The sequence below is a fragment of the Streptomyces sp. NBC_00386 genome, from assembly GCF_036063235.1.
Taxonomy (GTDB): Bacteria; Actinomycetota; Actinomycetes; order Streptomycetales; family Streptomycetaceae; genus Streptomyces.
This window is the reverse complement of the sequence record NZ_CP107950.1, coordinates 5,979,935-6,000,957: the sequence shown is the minus strand read 5'-3', so window position 1 is coordinate 6,000,957 and position 21,023 is coordinate 5,979,935. Positions and strand designations below refer to the sequence as shown.

The following is a 21,023-nucleotide window of genomic DNA, read 5'->3' as shown; positions in this document are numbered from 1 at the left end:
CGGCCCGCGCCGAGGTCAGCCGGTGGCCGTCACCCCCCGGCCGGCGGCGCGTCGCGGAAGCGCGGTGGGCCAGTGGGCGAGAGCCGCGGTGGCCGCGTACCAGGCGACCGCGCCGGCCGCGACGGCGAACCAGCCGCCGGCCTTGCCCAGGCCGGTGCTGTCCGCGAAACGGCCGACGGCGAGGAGCAGCAGGGAGACGAAGAACAGTCCGTAGGTGCCCTGGCCGAGGGTGCCCCCGCCCGCGAGGGCGAGCGAGAGCACGACGAGTGCGAAGAGCAGCAGGAAGAGTCCCGCCGCGTTGTCGGAGACCTGGCCGCCGGCCGAGACGGCCCAGGTGAACCAGAGGGCCCCGAGTCCCGTGAAGGCCGTGCCGTCGGCCGTGTCACGGTCGCGGAAGGCGAGCAGACCGGCGACGAACAGTGCGACGCCGCCTACGTAGTGGGCCAGTGACACGGCGTCGGCCGCCGTCACCCCGTCGATCAAGTCGGTGTACCCGAGGCCGAAGGCCAGCAGGGTCACGCCGAGCGCGAGTCTTCCTACGATGGTGGTGGTGCTTCCCGCAGAGACGTCGTTGTCCACGGCGGGCTCCCTTCATGCCTGTGCAGTTGTGCTGCGCCGTACCGGTCGCCGCGTAGGACCGGCGTCCCGTATATGCCCTTCACAAAGGCACAAACACCTCTACGCGCCGGTAGGTTCACTCACCGCACAGAGAACGCCGCCGGTCGCGCGCGGCGCGGCCGGACCGCCCCGTAAGGGACGGGGCGTCAGGGAATGACGATGACAGGGCGCTTGGCGCGCTTGGCGAGCCGTCCCGCGACCGAGCCGAAGATGCGCCCGACGATGCCGTGCGTGGATCCCACGACTATCGCGTCCGCCTCGTACTCCCGGCCCACTTCCTCGAGTTCGTGGCAGATGTCGCCGCCGCGCTCGACCAGGATCCAGGGCACCTCGGAGAGGTATTCGGCGCAGGCGAGTTCGAGACCCAGCACCTCGGTGCGGTGGTCCGGGACGTCGACGAAGACAGGCGGCTCGCAGCCCGCCCACACCGTGGTGGGCAGCCGGTTGGCCACATGGACGATGATCAGGCCGGAGCCCGAGCGGTGCGCCATCCCGATCGCGTAGGCGAGGGCACGCTCGCTGGACGTCGAGCCGTCGAAACCGACGACGACGCCGTGCTTGAAAGCGGGATCGCAGGAGTGGCGGGGTTCTTCCGCCGCCAGGGGCTCGGCCGCCGTGGGATCGGCGAGCGGGCGCTTGCGGTCCGCGGGATCGAAGAATTCGTGACCGGCCATGGGTGTCTCGGCGTTTGGATCCTCGTGGTGGGGACGACAACGAACGGCAGAGCTGTGTCTGGGAAACATCTTCCCAACCCCATACCCCCAAGGGTACGGCGGCACGCCTCCTCTGCCCAGATCCCGCGCGCCTTACGCGGCATTCCAGGGAGCATGCACGAGAGGGTGCCCGTAACGCAATGGTTGCTGCCCTGTACAGGTGGTTTGCGCAGGGCCCCCTGTGAATTTGCACCGGCTCCCCGGGAACGGGGAGTCCGTCGGCGGACGGGGCCGGGCCGCCCCCTTCCGGACGCACACCCCCGCGGGCCGGGCAGTGACCGGCGGGTCGAACACGCGTTGAACCGGTCGCAGCCGCCGCGGAGAAGGCACGCCATGGAGATCACATGCCGTGCGGAGCGCGGAGAACACCGGAGCGCCAGGGAGCAGAACGTGTCCGGACCCGACACCGCCCCCCGCTCCTCCACACCCTTCGTACCCTCCGCCCCACCGGCCCGCCCCGCCCGTTCCGCGTCGCCCGCGGCACCCCCCGGAGCGCGACCCGGATCACACTCCGGATCGCGATCGGGAACATGCTCCGGTTCGCGCCCCCCGGCTCCTCCCGCGCCGGACCCGGTGAGCGACGTGGTCCGCTGGGCGGCCTTCAGCTGCGTCCTGGTCCCGGTGGTTCTCCTCTGGTGCGGCAGCTCGCTCGCCGGCGCGGCCGGTACGGCGCTGGGTCTCGCGGCCGTGACGGGAGTCTGTGTGATCCTGCTGCGCCAGTCCGAGCGGGGGGCGGCGCTCCTGGCCGACGAGCAGCGGAGCACGTCACGCCCGCGCCGACGCGTCCCGCGGCAGCGCGGACGGCACGGGAGGACCTGCACGGGGAGTACGGGAGCCACGGGGATCACGGGGTACGGGAGCGGAGCGGGCCCGAGGGTCGTCCCATGGGGCGGAAGCGGCACGGGAGTTCACCGAGGCGCTCGTCACACTGGGGGGAGCAAGTCGGTCGACTGACCGGTTTGCGCGTACACCTACGCTTCTTTTCAGCCAACTTCCGGCAGTGGCACATCCCTTGCTCGAACGACCCCCCAACCCCCGTTCGACCTGCACCTAAAGGGGTACGGAGGCCGCGCGCACCCTATGTGGATTGGCCACTGCCACGAGGCGCACTTCCCTGCGGCGCCCACGAGTGCAACGCTTCGTGATCGAATGCTTCACGCCAAGTTGCCATGTCGACATTCTGCGGAGTACCGAACTGGTCACCCTGGCGTGACGGGACACAGTAGATTCGATCTTGTCTTACGGCGGGGGACTCGTGCAGGACCGAGGGGAAACGTGCAGGAGCGACACAACCGAGGAGCCGCGACCACCGAGGGGGGCTTAGCAGGATGAGCCACGACTCCACTGCCGCGCCGGAAACCGCGGCCCGGAAACTGTCCGGGCGACGCCGCAAGGAGATCGTCGCGGTGCTGCTGTTCAGCGGCGGCCCCATTTTCGAGAGTTCCATTCCGCTGTCGGTGTTCGGGATTGACCGCCAGGACGCCGGCGTGCCGCGCTACCGCCTTTTGGTGTGTGCCGGCGAGGAAGGCCCGCTGCGGACCACAGGGGGCCTGGAACTCACCGCACCACATGGCCTGGAAGCGATCTCCAGGGCAGGCACGGTCGTCGTGCCCGCCTGGCGGTCGATCACCTCGCCACCACCGGAGGAGGCGCTCGACGCACTGCGCCGTGCCCATGAGGAAGGCGCCCGCATAGTCGGGCTGTGCACCGGCGCCTTCGTGCTCGCCGCGGCCGGCTTGCTGGACGGCCGTCCGGCGACCACCCACTGGATGTACGCGCCGACGCTGGCCAAACGCTATCCGTCGGTGCACGTCGACCCCCGCGAGCTCTTCGTGGACGACGGCGACGTCCTGACATCGGCGGGTACGGCGGCCGGAATCGATCTCTGTCTCCACATCGTGCGGACGGACCACGGCAACGAGGCGGCCGGCGCGCTCGCCCGGCGTCTGGTGGTCCCGCCGCGGCGCAGCGGAGGCCAGGAGCGCTATCTCGACCGGTCACTGCCGGAGGAGATCGGCGCCGACCCCCTCGCGGAGGTCGTCGCCTGGGCGCTGGAGCATCTCCACGAGCAGTTCGACGTCGAGACGCTGGCGGCTCGCGCCTACATGAGCCGCCGCACCTTCGACCGCCGGTTCCGCTCGCTCACGGGAAGCGCTCCCCTGCAGTGGCTGATCACTCAGCGCGTACTGCAGGCGCAGCGCCTCCTGGAGACGTCCGACTACTCGGTGGACGAGGTCGCGGGCCGCTGCGGCTTCCGTTCGCCGGTCGCGCTGCGGGGCCACTTCCGGCGGCAGCTGGGTTCGTCCCCGGCCGCGTACCGGGCGGCGTACCGCGCCCGCAGGCCGCAGGCCGAGCGGACCGCGGATCCGGACGGCCCTTCGGGTCCGGTCGGACCGCCGACGTCACTGCACCAGGAGCACTCGGGCCCGGTCCCGATGCAGACCCGCCGCACCGCGGCGGCCGGCCTGGGCGCGGCGGCGTCGCTCTCCGCGGAGGCGATGCGGGAACGGGCGGAGCTGTACGCCACGGGCAGGCCGAGCCTGCCCGGACAGCGCAGCGCGCCGTAGGTCCGGCGGCAGCCGGCAGGACACGCGGGGCCCGCACCTTCGGGTGCGGGCTCCTTCGCATGCGGACCTCTTCACCCGCGGGCCCGGACCCGGTGCGATGCGCCGCCCCGGCGGGGCGCACGGGCGGGTCCGCCGGAGGGAGGCTGGCCGTAGGGTGAGACGCATGAACGATCGCATGGTGTGGATCGACTGCGAGATGACAGGACTCTCGCTGTCGGAAGACGCGCTCATCGAAGTGGCCGCGCTGGTCACCGACTCTGAGCTGAACGTGCTCGGCGAAGGGGTGGACATCGTGATCCGCCCGCCGGACACGGCCCTGGAGACGATGCCGGACGTGGTGCGCCAGATGCACACGGCCTCCGGCCTGCTGGAGGAGCTCGCCGGGGGCACGACCCTGGCGGACGCCGAGGAGCAGGTCCTCTCCTACGTACGTGAACACGTCAAGGAGCCGGGCAAGGCCCCGCTCTGCGGGAACTCCGTCGGAACGGACCGCGGTTTCCTGCTGCGCGACATGCCGACGCTGGAGGACTACCTCCACTACCGCATCGTGGACGTGTCCTCCGTCAAGGAGCTGGCCCGCCGCTGGTACCCCCGGGCGTACTTCAACAGCCCGGAGAAGAACGGCAACCACCGCGCCCTGGCCGACATCCGCGAGTCCATCGCCGAGCTCCGCTACTACCGCGAGGCGATCTTCGTCCCGCAGCCCGGCCCGGACTCTGACACCGCCCGCACCATCGCGGCCAAGCACGTCCTGCCCACCGAATAGGCCTTTGACGGGGCCCGGATGGGCCCCGGAAAAAGCTGTGCGCGAGCACCCCTTCAGACCCTGTACACTTTTTCTCGGCCGGTCAGGAGAAACACGAAGACCGGACATGGTGGGTGTAGCTCAGTTGGTAGAGCACCTGGTTGTGGTCCAGGTGGCCGCGGGTTCAAGTCCCGTCACTCACCCTGAGCGATCAGCCGGTGACCTGTTGAACAGGTCACCGGCTGATTGCGTTCCCGGACCCCGCGGCCCGTACGCTCCCCTGGTGTCCCACCCCACGAAGCCCCTCGCCACCACCCGGCTCGATCTCCTCCCGTTGCGGGCCGAGCACGCCGAGGAGATGGCCGCGGTACTGGCCGATCCGGCGTTGCACGCGTTCATCGGCGGGACGCCGGACACTCCACAGGCGTTGCGGGTCCGGTACGAGCGCCTCGTCGCGGGCTCTCCGGATCCGGACGTCCTCTGGTGCAACTGGGTACTGCGGGAGCGGGCCCTGGGATGCCTGGTGGGGACGGTGCAGGCGACCGTCTCGAAAGAGACCGCGGAGGTCGCCTGGGTCGTGGGCACACCCTGGCAGGGCCGGGGATACGCGGTGGAGGCGGCGAGGTCACTGGTCCGGCATGCGGTCCGGGCGTTCCCCGTCCGCACGGTCGTGGCCCATGTGCACCCCGCTCACCACGCCTCGGCCGCCGTCGCCGCGGCCGCGGGACTCACCGCGACCGCCGAACTCCAGGACGGCGAGGTCCGCTGGGAGCTGACGGTACGACGGTGACCCCACCCGTTTCCGGGCCGGACGGCGAGGTCCGCCGGGAGCTGACGGTACGACGGTGACCCCACCCCGTCCCTGGCGTGAGGCACGGAACCGGAACGGTCCGACGGACGGCACCCCTGAGCCGCCGTCCGGCGTCGCGGGGCCTCCGTGCGGCACCGCGAGGGTGCCCTCCGGGCGAAGCCGCCCCGGAGGCCGGCTCCGAGAGCCGCCCCTCGCACGCCTCAGGACGAGGCCCGCACCACCAGTTCCGCGGGCAGCACCAGCTGACGCTTCTCCAGCCCCCGGGAGGCCACGGGCCGGCGGTCCGCGATCTCTCCGAGGAGGAGGTCGATCATGGCCCGGCCCATCTCCTCGATGGGCTGGCGGACGCTGGTCAGGGGCGGATCCATGTGACGGGCTATGGCGGAGTCGTCGTAGCCGATGAGCGCCACGTCGTCCGGGATGCGCCGGCCGCTCTCGCGCAGCACCTGCCGGGCACCCGCCGCCATGACGTCGGAGCCGGCGAAGACCGCGTCGAGGTCGGGGAAGCGCTCCAGCAGCAGGGTCATGGCGCGCCGGCCCCCTTCCTCGGTGAAGTCGCCGGGGACGATCAGCCGGTCGTCCACCTCGCGGCCGGCGTCCCGCAGACCCTGGCGGTAGCCGTCGACGCGTCGCTGGGCGCCGTAGACGTCCATACGGCCGGCGAGGTGGCCGATTCTGCCGCGGCCCCGGGAGACGAGATGTTCCACGGCCGCGCGCCCGCCGCCGTAGTTGTCGGAGTCCACCGACGGAAGCGTCTCCTCCGCCGAGCGCCGGCCGCTGATCACGGCCGGGATCTCCAACTGGGAGAGCAGGTCGGGGAGCGGGTCGTCGGCGTGCACCGAGACCAGCAGGACGCCGTCCACGCGGTGCGCCGCCAGATACTGGGCCAGGCGCTGCCGCTCCCGGTCGCTTCCCGCGAATATCAACAGCAACTGCATCTCGGTCTCGGAGAGTTCGGCACCGACACCGCGCAGCATGTCCGAGAAGTACGGTTCCGCGAAGAAACGCGTCTCCGGTTCGGGGACGACCAGGGCGATCGCGTCCGTGCGGTTGGCCGCGAGGGCGCGGGCCGCCGTGTTCGGAACATATCCGAGCTCCGCGACCGCCGCCTCGACCGCCGCCCGGGTCGCGTCGCTGACCCGCGGGGAGCCGTTGATCACCCGGGAGACCGTGCCACGGCCCACTCCCGCGCGCGCGGCCACCTCTTCGAGGGTCGGCCGCCCACCGCTGCGGCCCCGCGCTCCGTGGACTGCCATGGCCTCCGCCTCCCGTTGAAACCAAGTTGGCCTGGAATCTAACAGCCTCGTCCGGCGAGGCTCGCGCCGCTGGGCCGCCGCCCAGGAGGCGTCACCTCGCGAACCCGCCGCCCTTCGGGCACCGGACGCACCATGAGACGCTTCCGGCCATGTGGCGGAATGACATCTTCAGCTAACAGGCCGATAACTGAACGCATCTCTCCGCTCCTTCACCCTTGACACCCCCGCCGGAACCGACGACTCTTCAACACATCACCTGTGGGAGCGCTCCCACAGTACCTGACACATACACATCCCGCACGTTCCCCGCCCGAGCCGCAGCGAGAAACAACGGGCGCCACCAATGCAGTTGGCCGGGGGGTCGGCACGTCAGGCAACAGGAGGACGCAATGCGCACGAGTACCCGCCGGTCCCGCAGGCTGGGGGCCATCGCGGTCGTCGCCGCGCTGGCTACGGGACTGCTGGCCGGCTGTTCCAGCGACCCGGACAACGGCTCGTCGGACAACAACGGTGGAAGCGGCAAGGGCAAGACGACCCTGACCATAGGCACCTTCGGCGTCTTCGGATACAAGCAGGCCGGCCTCTACGACGAGTACATGAAGCAGCACCCCGACATCTCCATCAAGGAGAACGTCACCACCCGTACCGACGTCTACTGGCCCAAGACGCTCACGCGTCTCCAGGCCGGCTCCGGCACCGACGACATCCAGGCGATCGAGGTCGGCAACATCACCGAGGCCGTCCAGACCCAGGCCGACAAGTTCGTCGACCTCGGCAAGGAGGTCGACAAGTCGCAGTTCCTGCCCTGGAAGGTGTCCCAGGCCACCACCAAGGACGGCAAGACCATCGCGCTCGGCACCGACATCGGCCCGATGGCGATCTGCTACCGCAAGGACCTCTTCGAGAAGGCCGGTCTGGAGACCGACCGCACCAAGCTCGCCGAGCAGTGGAAGGGCGACTGGGCGAAGTACGTCGCGCTGGGCAAGGACTACATGAAGAAGGCGCCGAGCGGCACCAAGTTCGTGGACTCCGCCTCCTCGGTCTACAACGCGGCCCTCGGTGGCGAGAGCCAGCGGTACTACGACAAGGACGGCAACGTCATCTGGGACAAGTCCACGGGCGTGAAGAAGTCCTGGAACACCGCGATGACCGTGGCGACCAGCAACATGTCGGCGAAGCTGAAGCAGTTCGACCCGACGTGGGACCAGGGCTTCGCCAAGGGCTCGTTCGCGACCGTGGCCTGCCCCGCCTGGATGATGGGCTACATCCAGGAGAAGTCCGGTGACTCGGGCAAGGGCAAGTGGGACGTGGCCGCCGCGCCGACCGCGGCCAACTGGGGCGGCTCGTTCATCGGTGTGCCGGTGGCGGGCAAGCACCAGAAGGAGGCCATCGCGCTGGCCAAGTGGCTGACCGCGCCCGAGCAGCAGGCGAAGGTCTTCGCCAAGCAGGCGAGCTTCCCGTCGACCCCGTCGGCCTACTCGACCCTGACGCCGGCCGCCGCCACCACGGAGTACTTCTCCAACGCGCCGATCACGCAGATCTTCGGTGACTCGGCGAAGACCATCCCGGTCCAGTACTTCGGTACCAAGGACCAGCCGATCAACACCGCGATCTCCGACGTCGGCATCCTCCAGGTCGAGCAGAAGGGCAAGTCCCCCGACCAGGGCTGGAGCGCGGCAAAGGCTGAGATCAAGGACGTGCTCGGCCAGTGACCAGCTCCAAGCAGGCTCTCGCGCACCCCGCGACGAGCGCCGACGCCGCGCCCGGCTCTCAGCCGGGCGCGGCCCGGGGCGCTCAGGGTCGCGGTACGCCGCCGCAGGACCCGGGGTCCTGGCGCAGTCGGCTGTACCGCTGGGACATGAAGGCGTCGCCGTACGCATTCATCGCCCCCTTCTTCATCGTCTTCGGGGCCTTCGGGCTCGTACCGCTGCTCTACACGGCCTGGTACTCGCTGCACAATGTGCAGCTTTCCGGTCTCGACCACCAGACCTGGGCCGGTCTGGACAACTACAAGAACCTGCTGTCCTCGGAGTTCTTCTGGAACGCCCTGGGGAACACCTTCACCATCGGTGTGATCTCCACGGTGCCGCAGCTGCTGATGGCGATCGGCATCGCCCACCTGCTCAACTACCGGCTCCGCGGCTCGACCGTGTGGCGGGTCGTGATGCTCACCCCGTACGCCACCTCGGTGGCGGCGGCGACGCTGGTCTTCACGCTGCTGTACTCGTGGGACGGCGGCATGATCAACTGGCTGCTGCACTTCGTCGGGGTGGACCCGATCAACTGGCGCGAGTCCGACTGGGGCGGTCAGTTCGCCGTCTCCTCGATCGTGATCTGGCGGTGGACCGGCTACAACGCGCTGATCTATCTCGCGGCGATGCAGGCGATCCCCACGGACCTGTACGAGTCGGCCGCCCTCGACGGCGCCGGCCGCTGGCAGCAGTTCCGCCACGTGACGATCCCCATGCTGCGGCCGACGATCCTGTTCACGGTCGTCGTGTCCACGATCGGCGCGACCCAGCTCTTCGGTGAACCGCTCCTGTTCGGCGGGGTCAGCGGCTCGAAGGGCGGCTCCGCGCACCAGTACCAGACGCTCGGCCTGTACATGTACGACCAGGGCTGGAACATCGGCAACCTCGGCAAGGCGTCGGCGATCGCATGGACGATGTTCCTGATCCTGCTGATCATCGCCGCGATCAACCTGCTGATCACCCGACGGCTGAGGAAATCCCAATGACCACGACTGAACTGACCGCCTCCCCGGCAGACGCGAGGCCGACCCCGGACAAGCGCGAGCCCGGACGCCGCCGGGTGCTCGGCGCGGGCAAGCAGCTCCACGCGGGTCCGGTCACCTATCTCGTCCTGATCGTGTTCGCGCTGGTCTCGCTCGCACCGCTGGTCTGGACGGCCGTCGCGGCCTCGCGCAACAACACCCGGCTGGCGCAGTCTCCGCCGCCGCTGTGGTTCGGCGGGAACCTGTTCAAGAACCTCGAGGCCGCGTGGGAGCAGGCCGGGCTCGGCACCGCGATGGTCAACTCCACGATCGTCGCCGGGACCATCACCGTCGGCACGGTCGTGTTCTCCACGCTCGCCGGATTCGCCTTCGCCAAGCTGCGGTTCAAGTTCTCCGGACTTCTGCTGCTGCTGACCATCGGCACGATGATGATCCCGCCGCAGCTCGCCGTCGTGCCGCTGTATCTGTGGATGAGCGACCTGGGCTGGTCCAACCAGCTCCAGACGGTCATCCTGCCCACCCTGGTGAGCGCCTTCGGTACGTTCTTCATGCGCCAGTACCTGTTGCAGGCCCTGCCCTCCGAGCTCATCGAGGCGGCGCGGGTCGACGGCGCGAACAGTCTGCGCGTGGTGTGGCACGTCGTCTTCCCGGCGGCGCGCCCGGCGATGGCGGTGCTCGGCCTGCTGACGTTCGTGATGGCCTGGAACGACTTCCTGTGGCCGATCATCGCCCTGAACCAGCAGGAGCCGACCGTGCAGGTCGCCCTCAACGCGCTGGGCACCGGCTACATCCCCGACCAGGCCGTCATCATGGCTGGCGCGCTGCTCGGCACCCTGCCGCTGCTCATCGCCTTCCTCCTGTTCGGCAAGCAGATCGTGGGCGGGATCATGCAGGGCGCGATCAAGGGCTGACAGCCCTTCCAGGGGCCGGGCCAGCGCCGCCTCGGCCCCTTTGTCCCGCCTCTACTTCCCCACCTCCAACTCGTCGGTCTTCACGACCCCCTTGGGAGCGCTTCCATGCCTGAGTCCGCAACACCCGTGACTTTTCCTCCGGCCTTCCTCTGGGGTGCGGCGACCTCCGCCTACCAGATCGAGGGTGCGGTGCGGGAGGACGGCCGAACGCCGTCGATCTGGGACACCTTCAGCCATACACCTGGCAAGACGGCCGGCGGCGAGCACGGTGACATCGCTGTCGACCACTACCACCGCTACCGCGACGACGTGGCGATGATGGCGGACCTCGGACTGGGCGCGTACCGCTTCTCCGTCTCCTGGTCGCGGGTGCAGCCCACCGGCCGGGGCCCCGCCGTGCAGCGCGGCCTGGACTTCTACCGGCGTCTGGTCGACGAGCTGCTGTCACACGGCATCAAGCCGGCCGTCACCCTCTACCACTGGGACCTGCCGCAGGAGCTGGAGGACGCGGGCGGCTGGCCCGAGCGCGAGACGGCGCTGCGCTTCGCGGAGTACGCGCAGATCGTGGGCGAGGCGCTGGGTGACCGCGTCGAGCAGTGGATCACGCTGAACGAGCCCTGGTGCAGCGCCTTCCTGGGCTACGGCTCCGGTGTGCACGCCCCCGGCCGGACGGACCCGGCGGCTGCGCTGCGCGCGGCTCACCACCTGAACCTCGCGCACGGGCTCGGCACCTCGGCGCTCCGTTCCGTCATGCCGTCCCGCAACTCGGTCGCGGTGAGCCTCAACTCCTGCCCGATCCGGCCCCTTTCGCAGGACCCGGCGGACCTGGCCGCGGTCCAGCGCATCGACGACCTGGCCAACGGCGTCTTCCACGGCCCGATGCTGCACGGCGCCTACCCGGAGACCCTGATCACGGCCACCCGGTCGATCACCGACTGGTCGCACGTCCAGGACGGCGATCTCGCGCTGATCCACCAGCCGCTGGACGCCCTCGGCCTCAACTACTACACGCCGACGCTGGTTTCGGCCGCCGCGGCCGTCTCGGACGGTCCGCGCGCGGACGGTCACGGCTCCAGCTCGCACTCCCCCTGGCCGGGCGCGGACGACGTCGCGTTCCACCAGACCCCGGGCGAGCGCACGGAGATGGGCTGGACGATCGAACCGCAGGGACTGCACGAGCTGATCATGCGGTACACCCGTGAGGCTCCGGGCCTGCCCCTGTACATCACGGAGAACGGCGCGGCCTACGACGACAAGCCGGACCCGGACGGCCGCGTCCACGACCCCGAGCGCGTCTCCTACCTGCACGGCCACCTGTCCGCCGTGCACCGCGCGATCGCCGACGGGGCGGATGTCCGCGGCTACTACCTGTGGTCCCTGATGGACAACTTCGAGTGGGCCTACGGCTACGAGAAGCGCTTCGGCGCGGTCTACGTGGACTACGCGACCCAGGTCCGCACCCCGAAGACGAGCGCCCACTGGTACAGCCAGGCGGCCCGCACGGGAACGCTGGCACCGGTGACGCCCGCCGAGTAGGCCGGCACCCGAAGGACACGGGGGACACGGGGGACACGGGGGACACGGGGCGCGACACCCGAGGGGGGTGCCGCGCCCCGGCACGTTCCGGGGGCGTCCCGGCACCTTCGTGGGGCGTCCAGGACCCGGCTAGCGAATGAGTCCCGCGACGATCGTGGTCAGGGTCCGCTCGACCACCGCGTCGCGCTGGTCCGGGGGCAGGAGGGCCAGCGGGCCGTCGAGGATGAGCAGGGACAGGCCGTGCACGGTCGCCCAGGCGGCCGCCTCGGCGGCGGGGCGGTTCTCCGGTCGCATCCGGCCCGTCGCGACCAGCGCGTCGAGGGTGTCGGAGAGTTCCCTGAACGCGGCGAACTCGGCCCCGGCGTCCGGTGCTTCGATGCCGGTGAAGTCGTGTTCCGCCGCCGCCTCGGTGCGACAGAAGGCGGTGCGGTAGAGGCCGGGGTGCTCGATCGCGAAGCGGACGTAGCCGCGCCCGACGGCCTCGGTCCTGCGCACCGCCGCCTCGCCCGGGTCGTCGGACGCGGGCAGGGCGCGTACGGCCTCCATCATCGAGGCGGCGAGGGCCTGCTGGCCGTGGATCTTCACTTCCTCCAGCAGTTCCCCCTGGCCCCCGAAGTGGCGGTAGGCGGCGGTGGGCGACACCCCGACACTGCGGGCGGCCTCCCGCAGCACGACCCGCTCCGGGCCGCCCTCCGTCGCGAGTTCGACCGCGGCCTCGATCAGGGCGTTGCGCAGGTCGCCGTGGTGGTACCGGGACCGGCCGCCCGTCCGCGTGCGGGCACCCGCTGTCCGCCGCTCGTCCGCGCCCGCGTCGCCGCCGGTGTCCGCCGCGCCGTCCGTGATCGATTCCATGACTCCATCCTGCCCGAATCGGTGGTTCCACCCGCACCCCCGTTCCGGTCCTCCGGCCTACCTCTCCCTGTCCCCACGCTTTGAAGTTGACGCCGTTAACATCCTATGCCATCGTCGATGTTAACGGCGTAAACATTCGGAGGCGATCACCGTGTTCGACCGCATCGCACAACTGGCCCTCCATCGGAGCCGGCTTCTGCTCGCCCTCGCCGCGGTGGCCGTCGTCGCCATGGCCGCTGTCGGACTCGGAGCGTTCGGCAAGCTCCAGAGCGGCGGTTTCGAGGATCCGAGCACACCCTCGGCCCGCGCGCAAACCCTCATCGACCAGAAGTTCGGCGGCGAGAGCAACCTCGTCCTGCTCGCCCGGTCCGACGACGGCGGGGCCATCGGCTCCCCCGCCGCCGACCGCGCCGGGCGCGACCTGACCTCCCGGCTCAAGAACGAGCCCGCCCTGTCGAACGTGATCTCGTACTGGGACACCGGCGCCTCCGCGCTGACCTCCCGGGACGGCAAGCAGGCCCTCGTACTGGCGCACGTCAAGGGCGACGACACCCAGCGGGGCGACAACGCCTCGGCGGTCATCGGCCGGTACACCGGCGACCGGAACGGGCTCACCGTGCGGGCCGGTGGTGAGGCCGCGGTCGGCGACGAGGTGCCCACCCAGGTCGCCAAGGACCTGGCGGTGGCCGAGGCCATCGCCGTACCGCTGATCCTCGTCCTGCTGGTGATCGCCTTCGGCAGTTTCGTCGCGGCACTGCTGCCGCTGGTCATCGGGCTGATCGCGATCGTCGGCACCTTCGCCGAGCTCTACGTACTGGGCAGCCTCACGAACGTGTCGGTGTTCTCGATCAACCTCACCACCGCGCTGGGCCTGGGTCTCGGCATCGACTACGCCCTGCTCATGATCAGCCGGTTCCGTGAACACCTCGCGGAGGGCGCCGAGGTTCCCGAAGCCCTGCGGCACACGGTCCGCACCGCGGGACGCACCATCACCTTCTCCGCCGCGACCGTCGCCGCCGCACTCGCCGCGCTGCTGGTCTTCCCGCAGTTCTTCCTCCGCTCCTTCGCCTACGCGGGCATCGGCGTGGTGGCCATCGCCGCCCTGAGCGCGCTGCTGGTCATGCCGGCCCTGCTCGCCCTGCTGGGCCACCGCGTCAACAAGGGCCGGCTGCCCTGGGCGCAGACGGTCCGCAGCGCCGAGGCCCCGCTCTGGGCCAGGCTCTCCCGCACGGTGATGCGCAGGCCCGCCCTGACCGCGCTCCCGGTCCTGGCCGTCCTGCTGCTCGCGGCCTCCCCGCTGCTCGGCGTCGTCTTCGGCACACCCGACGAACGGGTCCTGCCCGAGAGCGCGCAGAGCCGGCAGGTCGCCACCGCCGTCCAGCACGACTTCACCGGCAGCGACGAGTCGGCGGTGCAGATCGTGACGACGGGCCCGGTGTCACCGGGCGCGCTGAGCACGTACGCGACCACGCTGTCGCGGCTCGACGGCGCGGCCCGCGTCGAGACCTCCGCCGGCACCTACACCGACGGCCGTTCCGGTCCGCCCGGACCGGCCGCCGCCTCGCTCGGCCGCCCCGACGCCCAGCGGATCAGCGTCGTCACGGGCCTCACCCCGAAGTCGGACCAGGCCCAGGGACTGGTCAAGGCCGTACGGGCGGTCGACGCGCCCGGCGGGACCGAGGCGCTGGTCGGCGGCACGGATGCCCGGCTGGTCGACTCCAAGTCCTCGATCGCGGACCGGCTCCCGGCCGCCATCGGCCTGGTGGCCGGCAGCACCTTCCTGATCCTGTTCCTCTTCACCGGAAGCGTGGTCCAGCCCCTGCGGGCCCTGGTCCTGAACGCCGTCAGCCTCACCGCGGCCATCGGTGTCATGGTGTGGATCTTCCAGGACGGTCATCTGTCCACCCTGCTCGGCTTCACGCCGCAGCCGATGGACACCTCGATGACCGTGCTGATGTTCTGCATCGCCTTCGGTCTGTCCATGGACTACGAGGTGTTCGTGACCAGCCGTATCAAGGAACTCCACGACGCGGGCGCCGACACCGAGACCGCGGTCACCAGCGGGCTCTCGCACACCGGACGGATCGTGACCATGGCCGCCGGGCTGCTCGCGGTCAGCTTCTTCGCCTTCGGCACGGCACACGTCAGCTTCATCCAGATGTTCGGTCTCGGCAGCGGTCTGGCGATCCTGATCGACGCGGTGGCCGTACGGGGAGTGCTCGTCCCGGCCGCCATGCGGCTGCTGGGCCCCGCGGCCTGGTACGCGCCGAAGCCCCTGCGCACGCTGCACGGACGGCTCGGACTCAGTGAGGGTTCGTCCCCCTCGGACGACTCCGCCGCCTCTCCCGGGCGGTCACCCGCGAAGGTCTGACCGTCCCAGCTCGAACCAGGTCGCCTTTGCCCCGCCCCGGCCCGTGCCCGCACACGCCCCAGGCGTCGGCGCCCCTGGAGATCAACTGCATCCCCCGGCCTCCCTCCTCATCGGGGCCGGGGGTACGGCAGTCGGGACGGCCCGGGGCCTCGTCGTGCACGAGGACACGCAGGCGGCGGGGGCCCGCCCAGCCGGCATGCAGCGTGACCGGGGCCGAACAGCCCTGACCAGTACAGGCGTTGACAGCATTGGTGACCGCCTCGGAGGTCAACAGCACCGCGATGTCGGTGAGTTCGGGCCGGTGGGACGCGGCAAGGAGGGTACGGACGGTCTCCCGGGCGGTGCGCACCCAGACGGGGAGCGGCGGAAAGACGAGGGAGACGTCGGTGGGGCGTGGGGGGTCCTCCATCGGAGGGGGCTCCTTCACGTTGCGCGCGACCGTGGTGACCAGGTCCGGGGGTCTCAACTCCGTTGAGGGTGGGGGTACTTACGCGGGCGCGGGGCGGATGGATCGCTTCGACGGTACGGTCATCCGTGATCTGAGTTCAATCGTGACCGCCACATATGACCCATGTGGGTGACCTCTGAGGCAACAGGGTGCCGCCGCCGATGTGATCGCGGCACACTGCGCACGGCTAAAGGGAGGGAACATGCCACCAAGGAGCAGGCCCAGCGAGCGCCAGCGGCGCTTGGGCGCCGAGCTGCGCAAACTCCGACTGCGCGCACGGATGTCGACCGATGACGCCGCCGAACTGCTGGAGGGCGAGCGCTCGCGGGTCAGCCACATCGAGGCCGGACGGCTGAACGTCTCCCACAACCGGTTGTACGGGCTGCTCCGCGAGTACGGCTGCCCGGCGGGGGCGCACTTCGACGAACTCATGAGCATGGCCCAGGCGAGCGGAAAGGGCTGGTGGGACGAGTTCGACGACACGATCGGCCCCGCGGCACGGAATCTGGCGGAACTCGAATCCCGTTCCGCCGTACTGCGCACACACGAACCGCTGTTCATCCCCGGGATGCTTCAGACCGAGGAGTATGCGTATGCGGTGCTCAGCGAGACCGAGGAGGACCCTCAACGAGCCGTCCGCTACGTCGAGTTCCGCCTCGCGCGGCAGCGGGCTCTGCTCGGCGACGATGCGGTGACGTACCGAGCGGTCATCCACGAAGCCGCGTTGCACGCCCAGGTCGGTGGCCCACAGGTCATGCGGCGCCAGCTCCTCCGCCTGATCGAGGTCTCCCGACTGCCCAACGTGACCGTGCAGATCTTCCCGTTCGCGGGCGGCGGGTACTCCGCGTACAGCCGCAGCTTCGCCATTTTCGGGGGCGTGGCACCGGAGCTGGACACGGTCTACTTGGAGCACCCGATGACTTCACTCTTCCTCAGCGATGGAGAACACCTCGCCGAGTACGCCAAGATGTTCGAGCGGCTCACCGAGTTGGCCCTCGCTCCGGTCGACCCGGAGTCGGCCCCGGAAAGCCACGCGTCGCGAGACTCGCTGAGCCTGCTGCAACACGTCATGTACGCCCTCTGAGAGGAACCGAGATGCCCCGACTCTCCTGGCAGAAGTCGTCCTTCAGCGGTGGCGGCGAGGGCGAGTGCGTGGAGCTGGCGGCGACCGCGGCCGGTCGCGTCCACCTCCGGGAGAGCGATCGGCCCGGTGACGTCGCCAGCTCCACCCCTCGCGCGCTGGCGAGCCTGCTCCTCGTACTCAAGGACGGCTCCTGGGGGCCGGGTCGAAGCCGGTGAGAAAGGAAAAGGGGCCTGGGCCGCGTCCGGAAGATCACCGGACACCGCCCAGGCCCTTTTCGTGGTCCGACTACGACGCCCCGGCCGGGTGGGGGGTGGAGAAGTCCGGCCGGGGCGCGCAACCCCCGTTCTCGTGATGGCTACTTGAGAGCGGCGAACGCCTTGGAGAAGGCGCCGTCGCTCTGGACGATGGAGCTGCAGACCGCGTCCGCGGTGTTCTTGGCCCCGCCGGCGCACTGCTTGTCACGGGCGGCGGACCACATCGAGAGCCAGCCGATGCCCTTGGACTGCGCGAAGGTCACGAGCTGCGAGGCGTCGTCGACCTTGAAGATCTCCGAGGACACGTCGTTGACGCCGATCATCGGGGTGATGGCGACCGTCTTCCACGCGGCACTGTCGGAGAGGCCGAGGACGCTCTTGATCTGCGCCTGCGTGGCCGTGGCGGCCTGCTGGGCGAGGTCGCCCATGTCACCGCTGAACGCGGGGCCGTAGTCCATCGCCATGATGTTCACGGTGTTGATCTTCACGCCGTTGGACTTGGCGTCGGAGAGCAGGTTGACGCCGTCCTGGGTGAGGCCCTGGGGCAGGACCGGCAGGGTGAAGGAGACGTCCAGGCCCGGGTGCTGCTGCTGGAGCTTGGCGATGGCCTTCGCGCGGTTGGAGTTCGCGGCCGTGTTGGGCAGCGCGCCGCCCTCGACGTCGAAGTCGACCTTCGTGAGCTTGTACGCGTCCACGGCCTTGCCGTACGCGGCCGCCAGCGCGTCGGCCGAGGAGCAGGTGGTGGCCAGCTCCGAGCCGGAGGCCCCGCCGAAGGAGACCCGGACGTCGCCGCCCTTGGCGCGCAGCGCGCCGATCTGCGCCGCCACCGCGTCACTGGCGAGGTCGCTCACGCCGCCCCACTTCGGCGTACAGCCGCCGCCGTCGGTGACGAACGCGAGGTTGTAGTTCTTCACTCCGGTGGCGTCGGCCGCCTTGAGCAGGTCGAAGGCCGGGAAGAGAGAGGTGTCGACGTAGGGCGCGAAGCCCGCGGTCGTCGTGGTGCCGCCGCCCGAGCTCTGGGTGGGGGACGGGGTGGCGGTGGCGGTGGCCGTCGGCTTCGGGGTCGCGGTCTGCGTCGCGCTCGCCGTCGGAGTGGGCGCGGCCGTGGGGGTCGCGGTCTGCGTGGGGCGGCCGCTCGGTTCGGGCGTCGCTCCGTCCACCGAGCACTTGGTGCCGTCGATGACACAGCCCGTCGGGTTCGCGGTGCCGTTCACGACGAAGCCGACGGTGACGGACTCACCGGCCGCCAGACCGTCCTTGTCCCAGGACGGCGGCGTCACGGTGACGTGCTGCCCGCTCACCGACGACGTCGCGTCCCACAGCGAGCTGAGCTTGGAGCCCGAGGGCAGGTCGAACTCCAGCTTCCAGTCGGGCTTCCGCTGGCCCGTGTCGTTGGAGACGACGTACTGCCCGGTGTACCCCGTGGACCACTCGCTGGTCCTGGTGTAGGCCGCGCCGACGCTCGACGCGTTCGCGATGCCGGTGAACACGAGGGCGCCACCACCGGCCACGGCTGCCGCGACGATGCCGCCTATCGCCTTGTTCCTGCCACTGACCTTGCGCCGGTGCGTGCTGCTCATCGCGTGTGCCTGCCTTCGCGGAATCACGGGGGTTCGCTGGGGGTCGTCCCAGGGAGGTGCGGGCATCACGCTAGCGATCCGGAATCGGTCAAACCGACTGTTCCGGACGGCGGTTGAGGATCTTAGGGTCCGCTTAAGGAAGGCATCGGGAGGCGTTAAAGGTCGAGACCAATGTGGGCGGTTTGGCACGTGCCGGGTGCCTTCTCGGCGCAGGCCCGCGGGCGTGCTCGGCGCAGGTCACGGATCCCGCTCGGCGCAACGGGCAAACCCGGCTCAGCGGGGTACGCAGGCCCAGTCAGAACACCAGATCGCCCATGGCGTGTCAGCGCACGCCCACGCCGCGCCTTCGGCGCCGTACGCTGCCGCGGTGTCCGCTGCGGACCGGCGCCCTGCCGTCCAGCTGGATCCAGATGCGCACCTCGGTTCCGCCCAGCACGGAGGAACCGATCCGTACGTCCCCGCCCGTCGACTCCGCGAGCCGTCGCACGATGTCGAGGCCGAGGCCCGTCGACCCGTCGTTGCCCGAGCCCCGTCCGCGGGCCATCGCCGCCTCCGGATCCACGATTCCGGCACCCGCGTCCGACACCAGCACGATCACGGCGTCCTCCGCGTTGTGCACGTCGACCGCGAAGGCCGTGCCCTCGGGGGTGTGCCGGAAGACGTTGCCGAGGAGGGCGTCGAGCGCGGCGGCGAGATCGGCGCGGGCCACGGGTATGCGGCACGGCCGGTCCACACCGGCCACCCGCACCTTGCGTCCCTCGTCCTCCGCGAGCGCCGACCAGAAGTCCATGCGCTCACGGACGACCTCGGACGCGTCGCACCCGGCTCCGGCGCCGATCGCCGCGGTCTGCGGCTTGGCCTCCCGGGCCGTTCTGATGATCGTGTCGACCTCGCGCTCCAGTTGCTCGACGGCGGCCCGGGTCTGCTCGGCGGCCGGCCCGTCGCCGAGCGAGGCGGTGTTGAGCCGGAGCACGGTCAGCGGGGTACGCAGGCGGTGCGAGAGGTCGGCGGCGAGTTCTCTTTCGTTGGCGAGCAGTTGGACGACCTGGTCGGCCATGGAGTTGAAGGCGACGGCGGCCTGCCGCAGTTCGGTCGGCCCTTCCTCGGGCACACGGGAGCCCAGCTTCCCCTCGCCCAGCTCGTGCGCGCTCTCGGCGAGGCGCTGTGCGGGCTGCACCATCCGCACGCCCAGCCGGTCGGCGACCGCGACCGAGCCGACGATGAGGGCGGCTCCGACCGCGGCGAGGACCGCCCAGGCCGTGCCGACACCGTTGCTGACCTCGGCCTCGGGGACGTACACCTCGATGACCGCGATCTCGCCGGAGCTGAGCGCGACGGGCTGGAGCAGCGCGGAGCCGCCGGGCACCTCCGCGGTGGAGGCCCGGCCCAGCCGCCGGGTCATGACAATGTCCTTGGCGACGGCGCGCCGCTCGCCGATCTCCACGGCCGGCTTGCCGTCGGCGGCGGGGATGTGCACGGCCATCTGCGCGTCCGATCCGGCAGAGGCGACGACGCGCTCCAGCTCGTCCCGGTCGGTGGTGATGGAGAGCGCGGGCGCGATGGCGGCGGCCTGCCGCTCGGCGTTCGAGAACGCCCGGTCGCGCGCCATCTCCTTGATCACCAGGCCGAGCGGGACCGCGAAGGCGACGACGACCATCGTCGTCACCGCCACACACACCTTGACCAGTGCCCACCTCACAGCGGACGCTCCGCTCTCGGCGGCTCCAGCTTCACGCCGACGCCCCGCAGGGTGTGGAGATAGCGCGGGCGTGCCGCCGTCTCCCCCAGCTTCCGGCGCAGCCACGAGAGATGGACGTCTATGGTCTGGTCGTCGCCGTAGGCCTGCTGCCACACCTCGGCGAGCAGTTCCTTGCGCGGCACGACGACACCGGGGCGGCCGGCCAGGAAGGCGAGCAGGTCGAACTCGCGCCGGGTCAGGTCGAGTCGTACGCCTTCCAGTTCCGCCTGGCGGCGCAGCGGGTCGATGGCGAGCCCGCCGACGCGGATGACCGTCGACACGGGGGCCTCGCCCACGGTGGTGCGCGAACGGCGCAGCACCGCCGCCATCCGCGCGGACAGGTGCTCGACCGAGAACGGCTTGGTCAGATAGTCGTCCGCGCCGGCGTTCAGGAGCCGGACGATCTCCGTCTCGTCGTCCCGCGCGGTGGCGATGATCACCGGGACGTCGGTGATACCGCGCAGCATCTTCAGTGCCTCGGACCCGTCCAGATCGGGCAGTCCGAGATCGAGGATCACGACGTCGAAGGAGAAATGGGCGACCTCGCGCAGCGCCTCCAGGGCGGTGCCGACGCTGCGCACGATGTGCGCGGCCTCGGTCAGATGCCGGATGAGCGCCGAGCGTACGAACTGATCGTCCTCGACGACGAGCACACTTGCCATGGGCGGCACCGTACGCCATCCGGGCGCGGCCGTCCGGAGCCTGTGGACAACCCCCGTGCGGCACTTGTGGACAATCCCGGACCGTTCCCCGGGACATTCCGGATCTTGGCAGGGCCGGGAGACACCCGTGGTGCTCGTGGTGC

General features: G+C 70.5%; 18 protein-coding genes and 1 tRNA gene. 11 read left to right on the top strand and 8 right to left on the bottom strand.

Annotated features, from left to right (window positions below; translation table 11 throughout):
- Positions 1-15: 15 nt before the first annotated feature.
- The gene (locus OG780_RS26420) at positions 16-579 is read right to left on the bottom strand and encodes a GPR1/FUN34/YaaH family transporter (RefSeq protein ID WP_328452174.1); all 564 of its coding nucleotides are present in this window, start codon (positions 577-579) and stop codon (positions 16-18) included.
- Between the two features lie 185 nt (positions 580-764).
- Positions 765-1,292 (bottom strand): universal stress protein, encoded by a 528-nt coding sequence (locus tag OG780_RS26415; protein WP_037619095.1) that lies wholly within the window; start codon positions 1,290-1,292, stop codon positions 765-767.
- Between the two features lie 1,367 nt (positions 1,293-2,659).
- Here OG780_RS26415 and OG780_RS26410 point away from each other — a divergent pair.
- The 4 genes from OG780_RS26410 (at position 2,660) to OG780_RS26395 (ending at position 5,433) form a co-directional block, all read left to right on the top strand.
- Complete coding sequence (locus tag OG780_RS26410) at positions 2,660-3,898, top strand: helix-turn-helix domain-containing protein (RefSeq protein ID WP_328452171.1); 1,239 nt, start codon at positions 2,660-2,662, stop codon at positions 3,896-3,898.
- 163 nt (positions 3,899-4,061) lie between these two features.
- Positions 4,062-4,664, top strand: coding sequence for an oligoribonuclease (orn, locus tag OG780_RS26405; protein ID WP_328452169.1), 603 nt, complete (start codon positions 4,062-4,064; stop codon positions 4,662-4,664).
- A 109-nt stretch (positions 4,665-4,773) separates the two neighbouring features.
- Positions 4,774-4,846: transfer RNA gene (locus tag OG780_RS26400), tRNA-His, on the top strand.
- Between the two features lie 77 nt (positions 4,847-4,923).
- Positions 4,924-5,433, top strand: a complete 510-nt coding sequence (locus tag OG780_RS26395) for a GNAT family N-acetyltransferase (RefSeq protein ID WP_443062331.1) — start codon at positions 4,924-4,926, stop codon at positions 5,431-5,433.
- Between the two features lie 221 nt (positions 5,434-5,654).
- On the opposite strand, the gene OG780_RS26390 is transcribed toward OG780_RS26395, so the two are convergent.
- Positions 5,655-6,710 carry a LacI family DNA-binding transcriptional regulator gene (locus OG780_RS26390; RefSeq protein WP_326787592.1) on the bottom strand — a complete coding sequence of 352 codons (1,056 nt, stop codon included), beginning with the start codon at positions 6,708-6,710 and terminating at the stop codon, positions 5,655-5,657.
- Positions 6,711-7,099: 389 nt separating this feature from the next.
- Here OG780_RS26390 and OG780_RS26385 point away from each other — a divergent pair, with 389 nt between their 5' ends.
- From OG780_RS26385 to OG780_RS26370, 4 genes are all read left to right on the top strand, one after another.
- Positions 7,100-8,422: an ABC transporter substrate-binding protein gene (locus OG780_RS26385; protein ID WP_328452164.1), complete on the top strand. Its 1,323-nt coding sequence runs from the start codon at positions 7,100-7,102 to the stop codon at positions 8,420-8,422.
- A complete protein-coding gene (locus OG780_RS26380) occupies positions 8,419-9,447 on the top strand; it encodes a carbohydrate ABC transporter permease (protein ID WP_328452162.1) in 1,029 nt (342 codons plus the stop codon). The genes OG780_RS26385 and OG780_RS26380 overlap by 4 nt, the downstream gene beginning before the upstream one ends.
- Positions 9,444-10,355 carry a carbohydrate ABC transporter permease gene (locus OG780_RS26375; protein WP_328452160.1) on the top strand — a complete coding sequence of 304 codons (912 nt, stop codon included), beginning with the start codon at positions 9,444-9,446 and terminating at the stop codon, positions 10,353-10,355. The genes OG780_RS26380 and OG780_RS26375 overlap by 4 nt, the downstream gene beginning before the upstream one ends.
- A gap of 105 nt (positions 10,356-10,460) precedes the next feature.
- Positions 10,461-11,891, top strand: coding sequence for a GH1 family beta-glucosidase (locus OG780_RS26370; RefSeq protein ID WP_328452158.1), 1,431 nt, complete (start codon positions 10,461-10,463; stop codon positions 11,889-11,891).
- A gap of 129 nt (positions 11,892-12,020) precedes the next feature.
- On the opposite strand, the gene OG780_RS26365 is transcribed toward OG780_RS26370, so the two are convergent.
- Complete coding sequence (locus tag OG780_RS26365) at positions 12,021-12,743, bottom strand: TetR/AcrR family transcriptional regulator (protein ID WP_328452156.1); 723 nt, start codon at positions 12,741-12,743, stop codon at positions 12,021-12,023.
- Positions 12,744-12,894: 151 nt separating this feature from the next.
- On the opposite strand from OG780_RS26365, the gene OG780_RS26360 reads away from it, so the two are divergent.
- Positions 12,895-15,114, top strand: a complete 2,220-nt coding sequence (locus OG780_RS26360) for an MMPL family transporter (RefSeq protein ID WP_328452154.1) — start codon at positions 12,895-12,897, stop codon at positions 15,112-15,114.
- On the opposite strand, the gene OG780_RS26355 is transcribed toward OG780_RS26360, so the two are convergent.
- A complete protein-coding gene (locus tag OG780_RS26355; RefSeq protein ID WP_328452152.1) occupies positions 15,047-15,523 on the bottom strand; it encodes an ATP-binding protein in 477 nt (158 codons plus the stop codon). The two genes, OG780_RS26360 and OG780_RS26355, sit on opposite strands and share 68 nt — an antisense overlap.
- A gap of 241 nt (positions 15,524-15,764) precedes the next feature.
- Between OG780_RS26355 and OG780_RS26350 the strand changes: the two genes are divergently transcribed.
- Together OG780_RS26350 and OG780_RS26345 are read left to right on the top strand one after the other, a co-directional pair.
- Entirely contained in the window at positions 15,765-16,646 is an 882-nt protein-coding gene (locus tag OG780_RS26350) for a helix-turn-helix domain-containing protein (RefSeq protein WP_328452150.1), read from the top strand.
- Between the two features lie 11 nt (positions 16,647-16,657).
- A complete protein-coding gene (locus tag OG780_RS26345) occupies positions 16,658-16,861 on the top strand; it encodes a DUF397 domain-containing protein (RefSeq protein WP_328452148.1) in 204 nt (67 codons plus the stop codon).
- 140 nt (positions 16,862-17,001) lie between these two features.
- Here the strand turns inward: OG780_RS26345 and OG780_RS26340 are convergent, their stop codons facing one another.
- From OG780_RS26340 to OG780_RS26330, 3 genes are all read right to left on the bottom strand, one after another.
- On the bottom strand, positions 17,002-18,480 hold the full coding sequence (locus tag OG780_RS26340) for a glycoside hydrolase family 18 protein (protein WP_328452146.1): 1,479 nt from the start codon (positions 18,478-18,480) through the stop codon (positions 17,002-17,004).
- Between the two features lie 322 nt (positions 18,481-18,802).
- Positions 18,803-20,179 (bottom strand): HAMP domain-containing sensor histidine kinase, encoded by a 1,377-nt coding sequence (locus OG780_RS26335; RefSeq protein WP_328452144.1) that lies wholly within the window; start codon positions 20,177-20,179, stop codon positions 18,803-18,805.
- The gene (locus tag OG780_RS26330) at positions 20,176-20,880 is read right to left on the bottom strand and encodes a response regulator transcription factor (RefSeq protein WP_326787583.1); all 705 of its coding nucleotides are present in this window, start codon (positions 20,878-20,880) and stop codon (positions 20,176-20,178) included. Before OG780_RS26330 ends, OG780_RS26335 begins: the two co-directional genes overlap by 4 nt.
- Positions 20,881-21,023 lie beyond the last annotated feature (143 nt).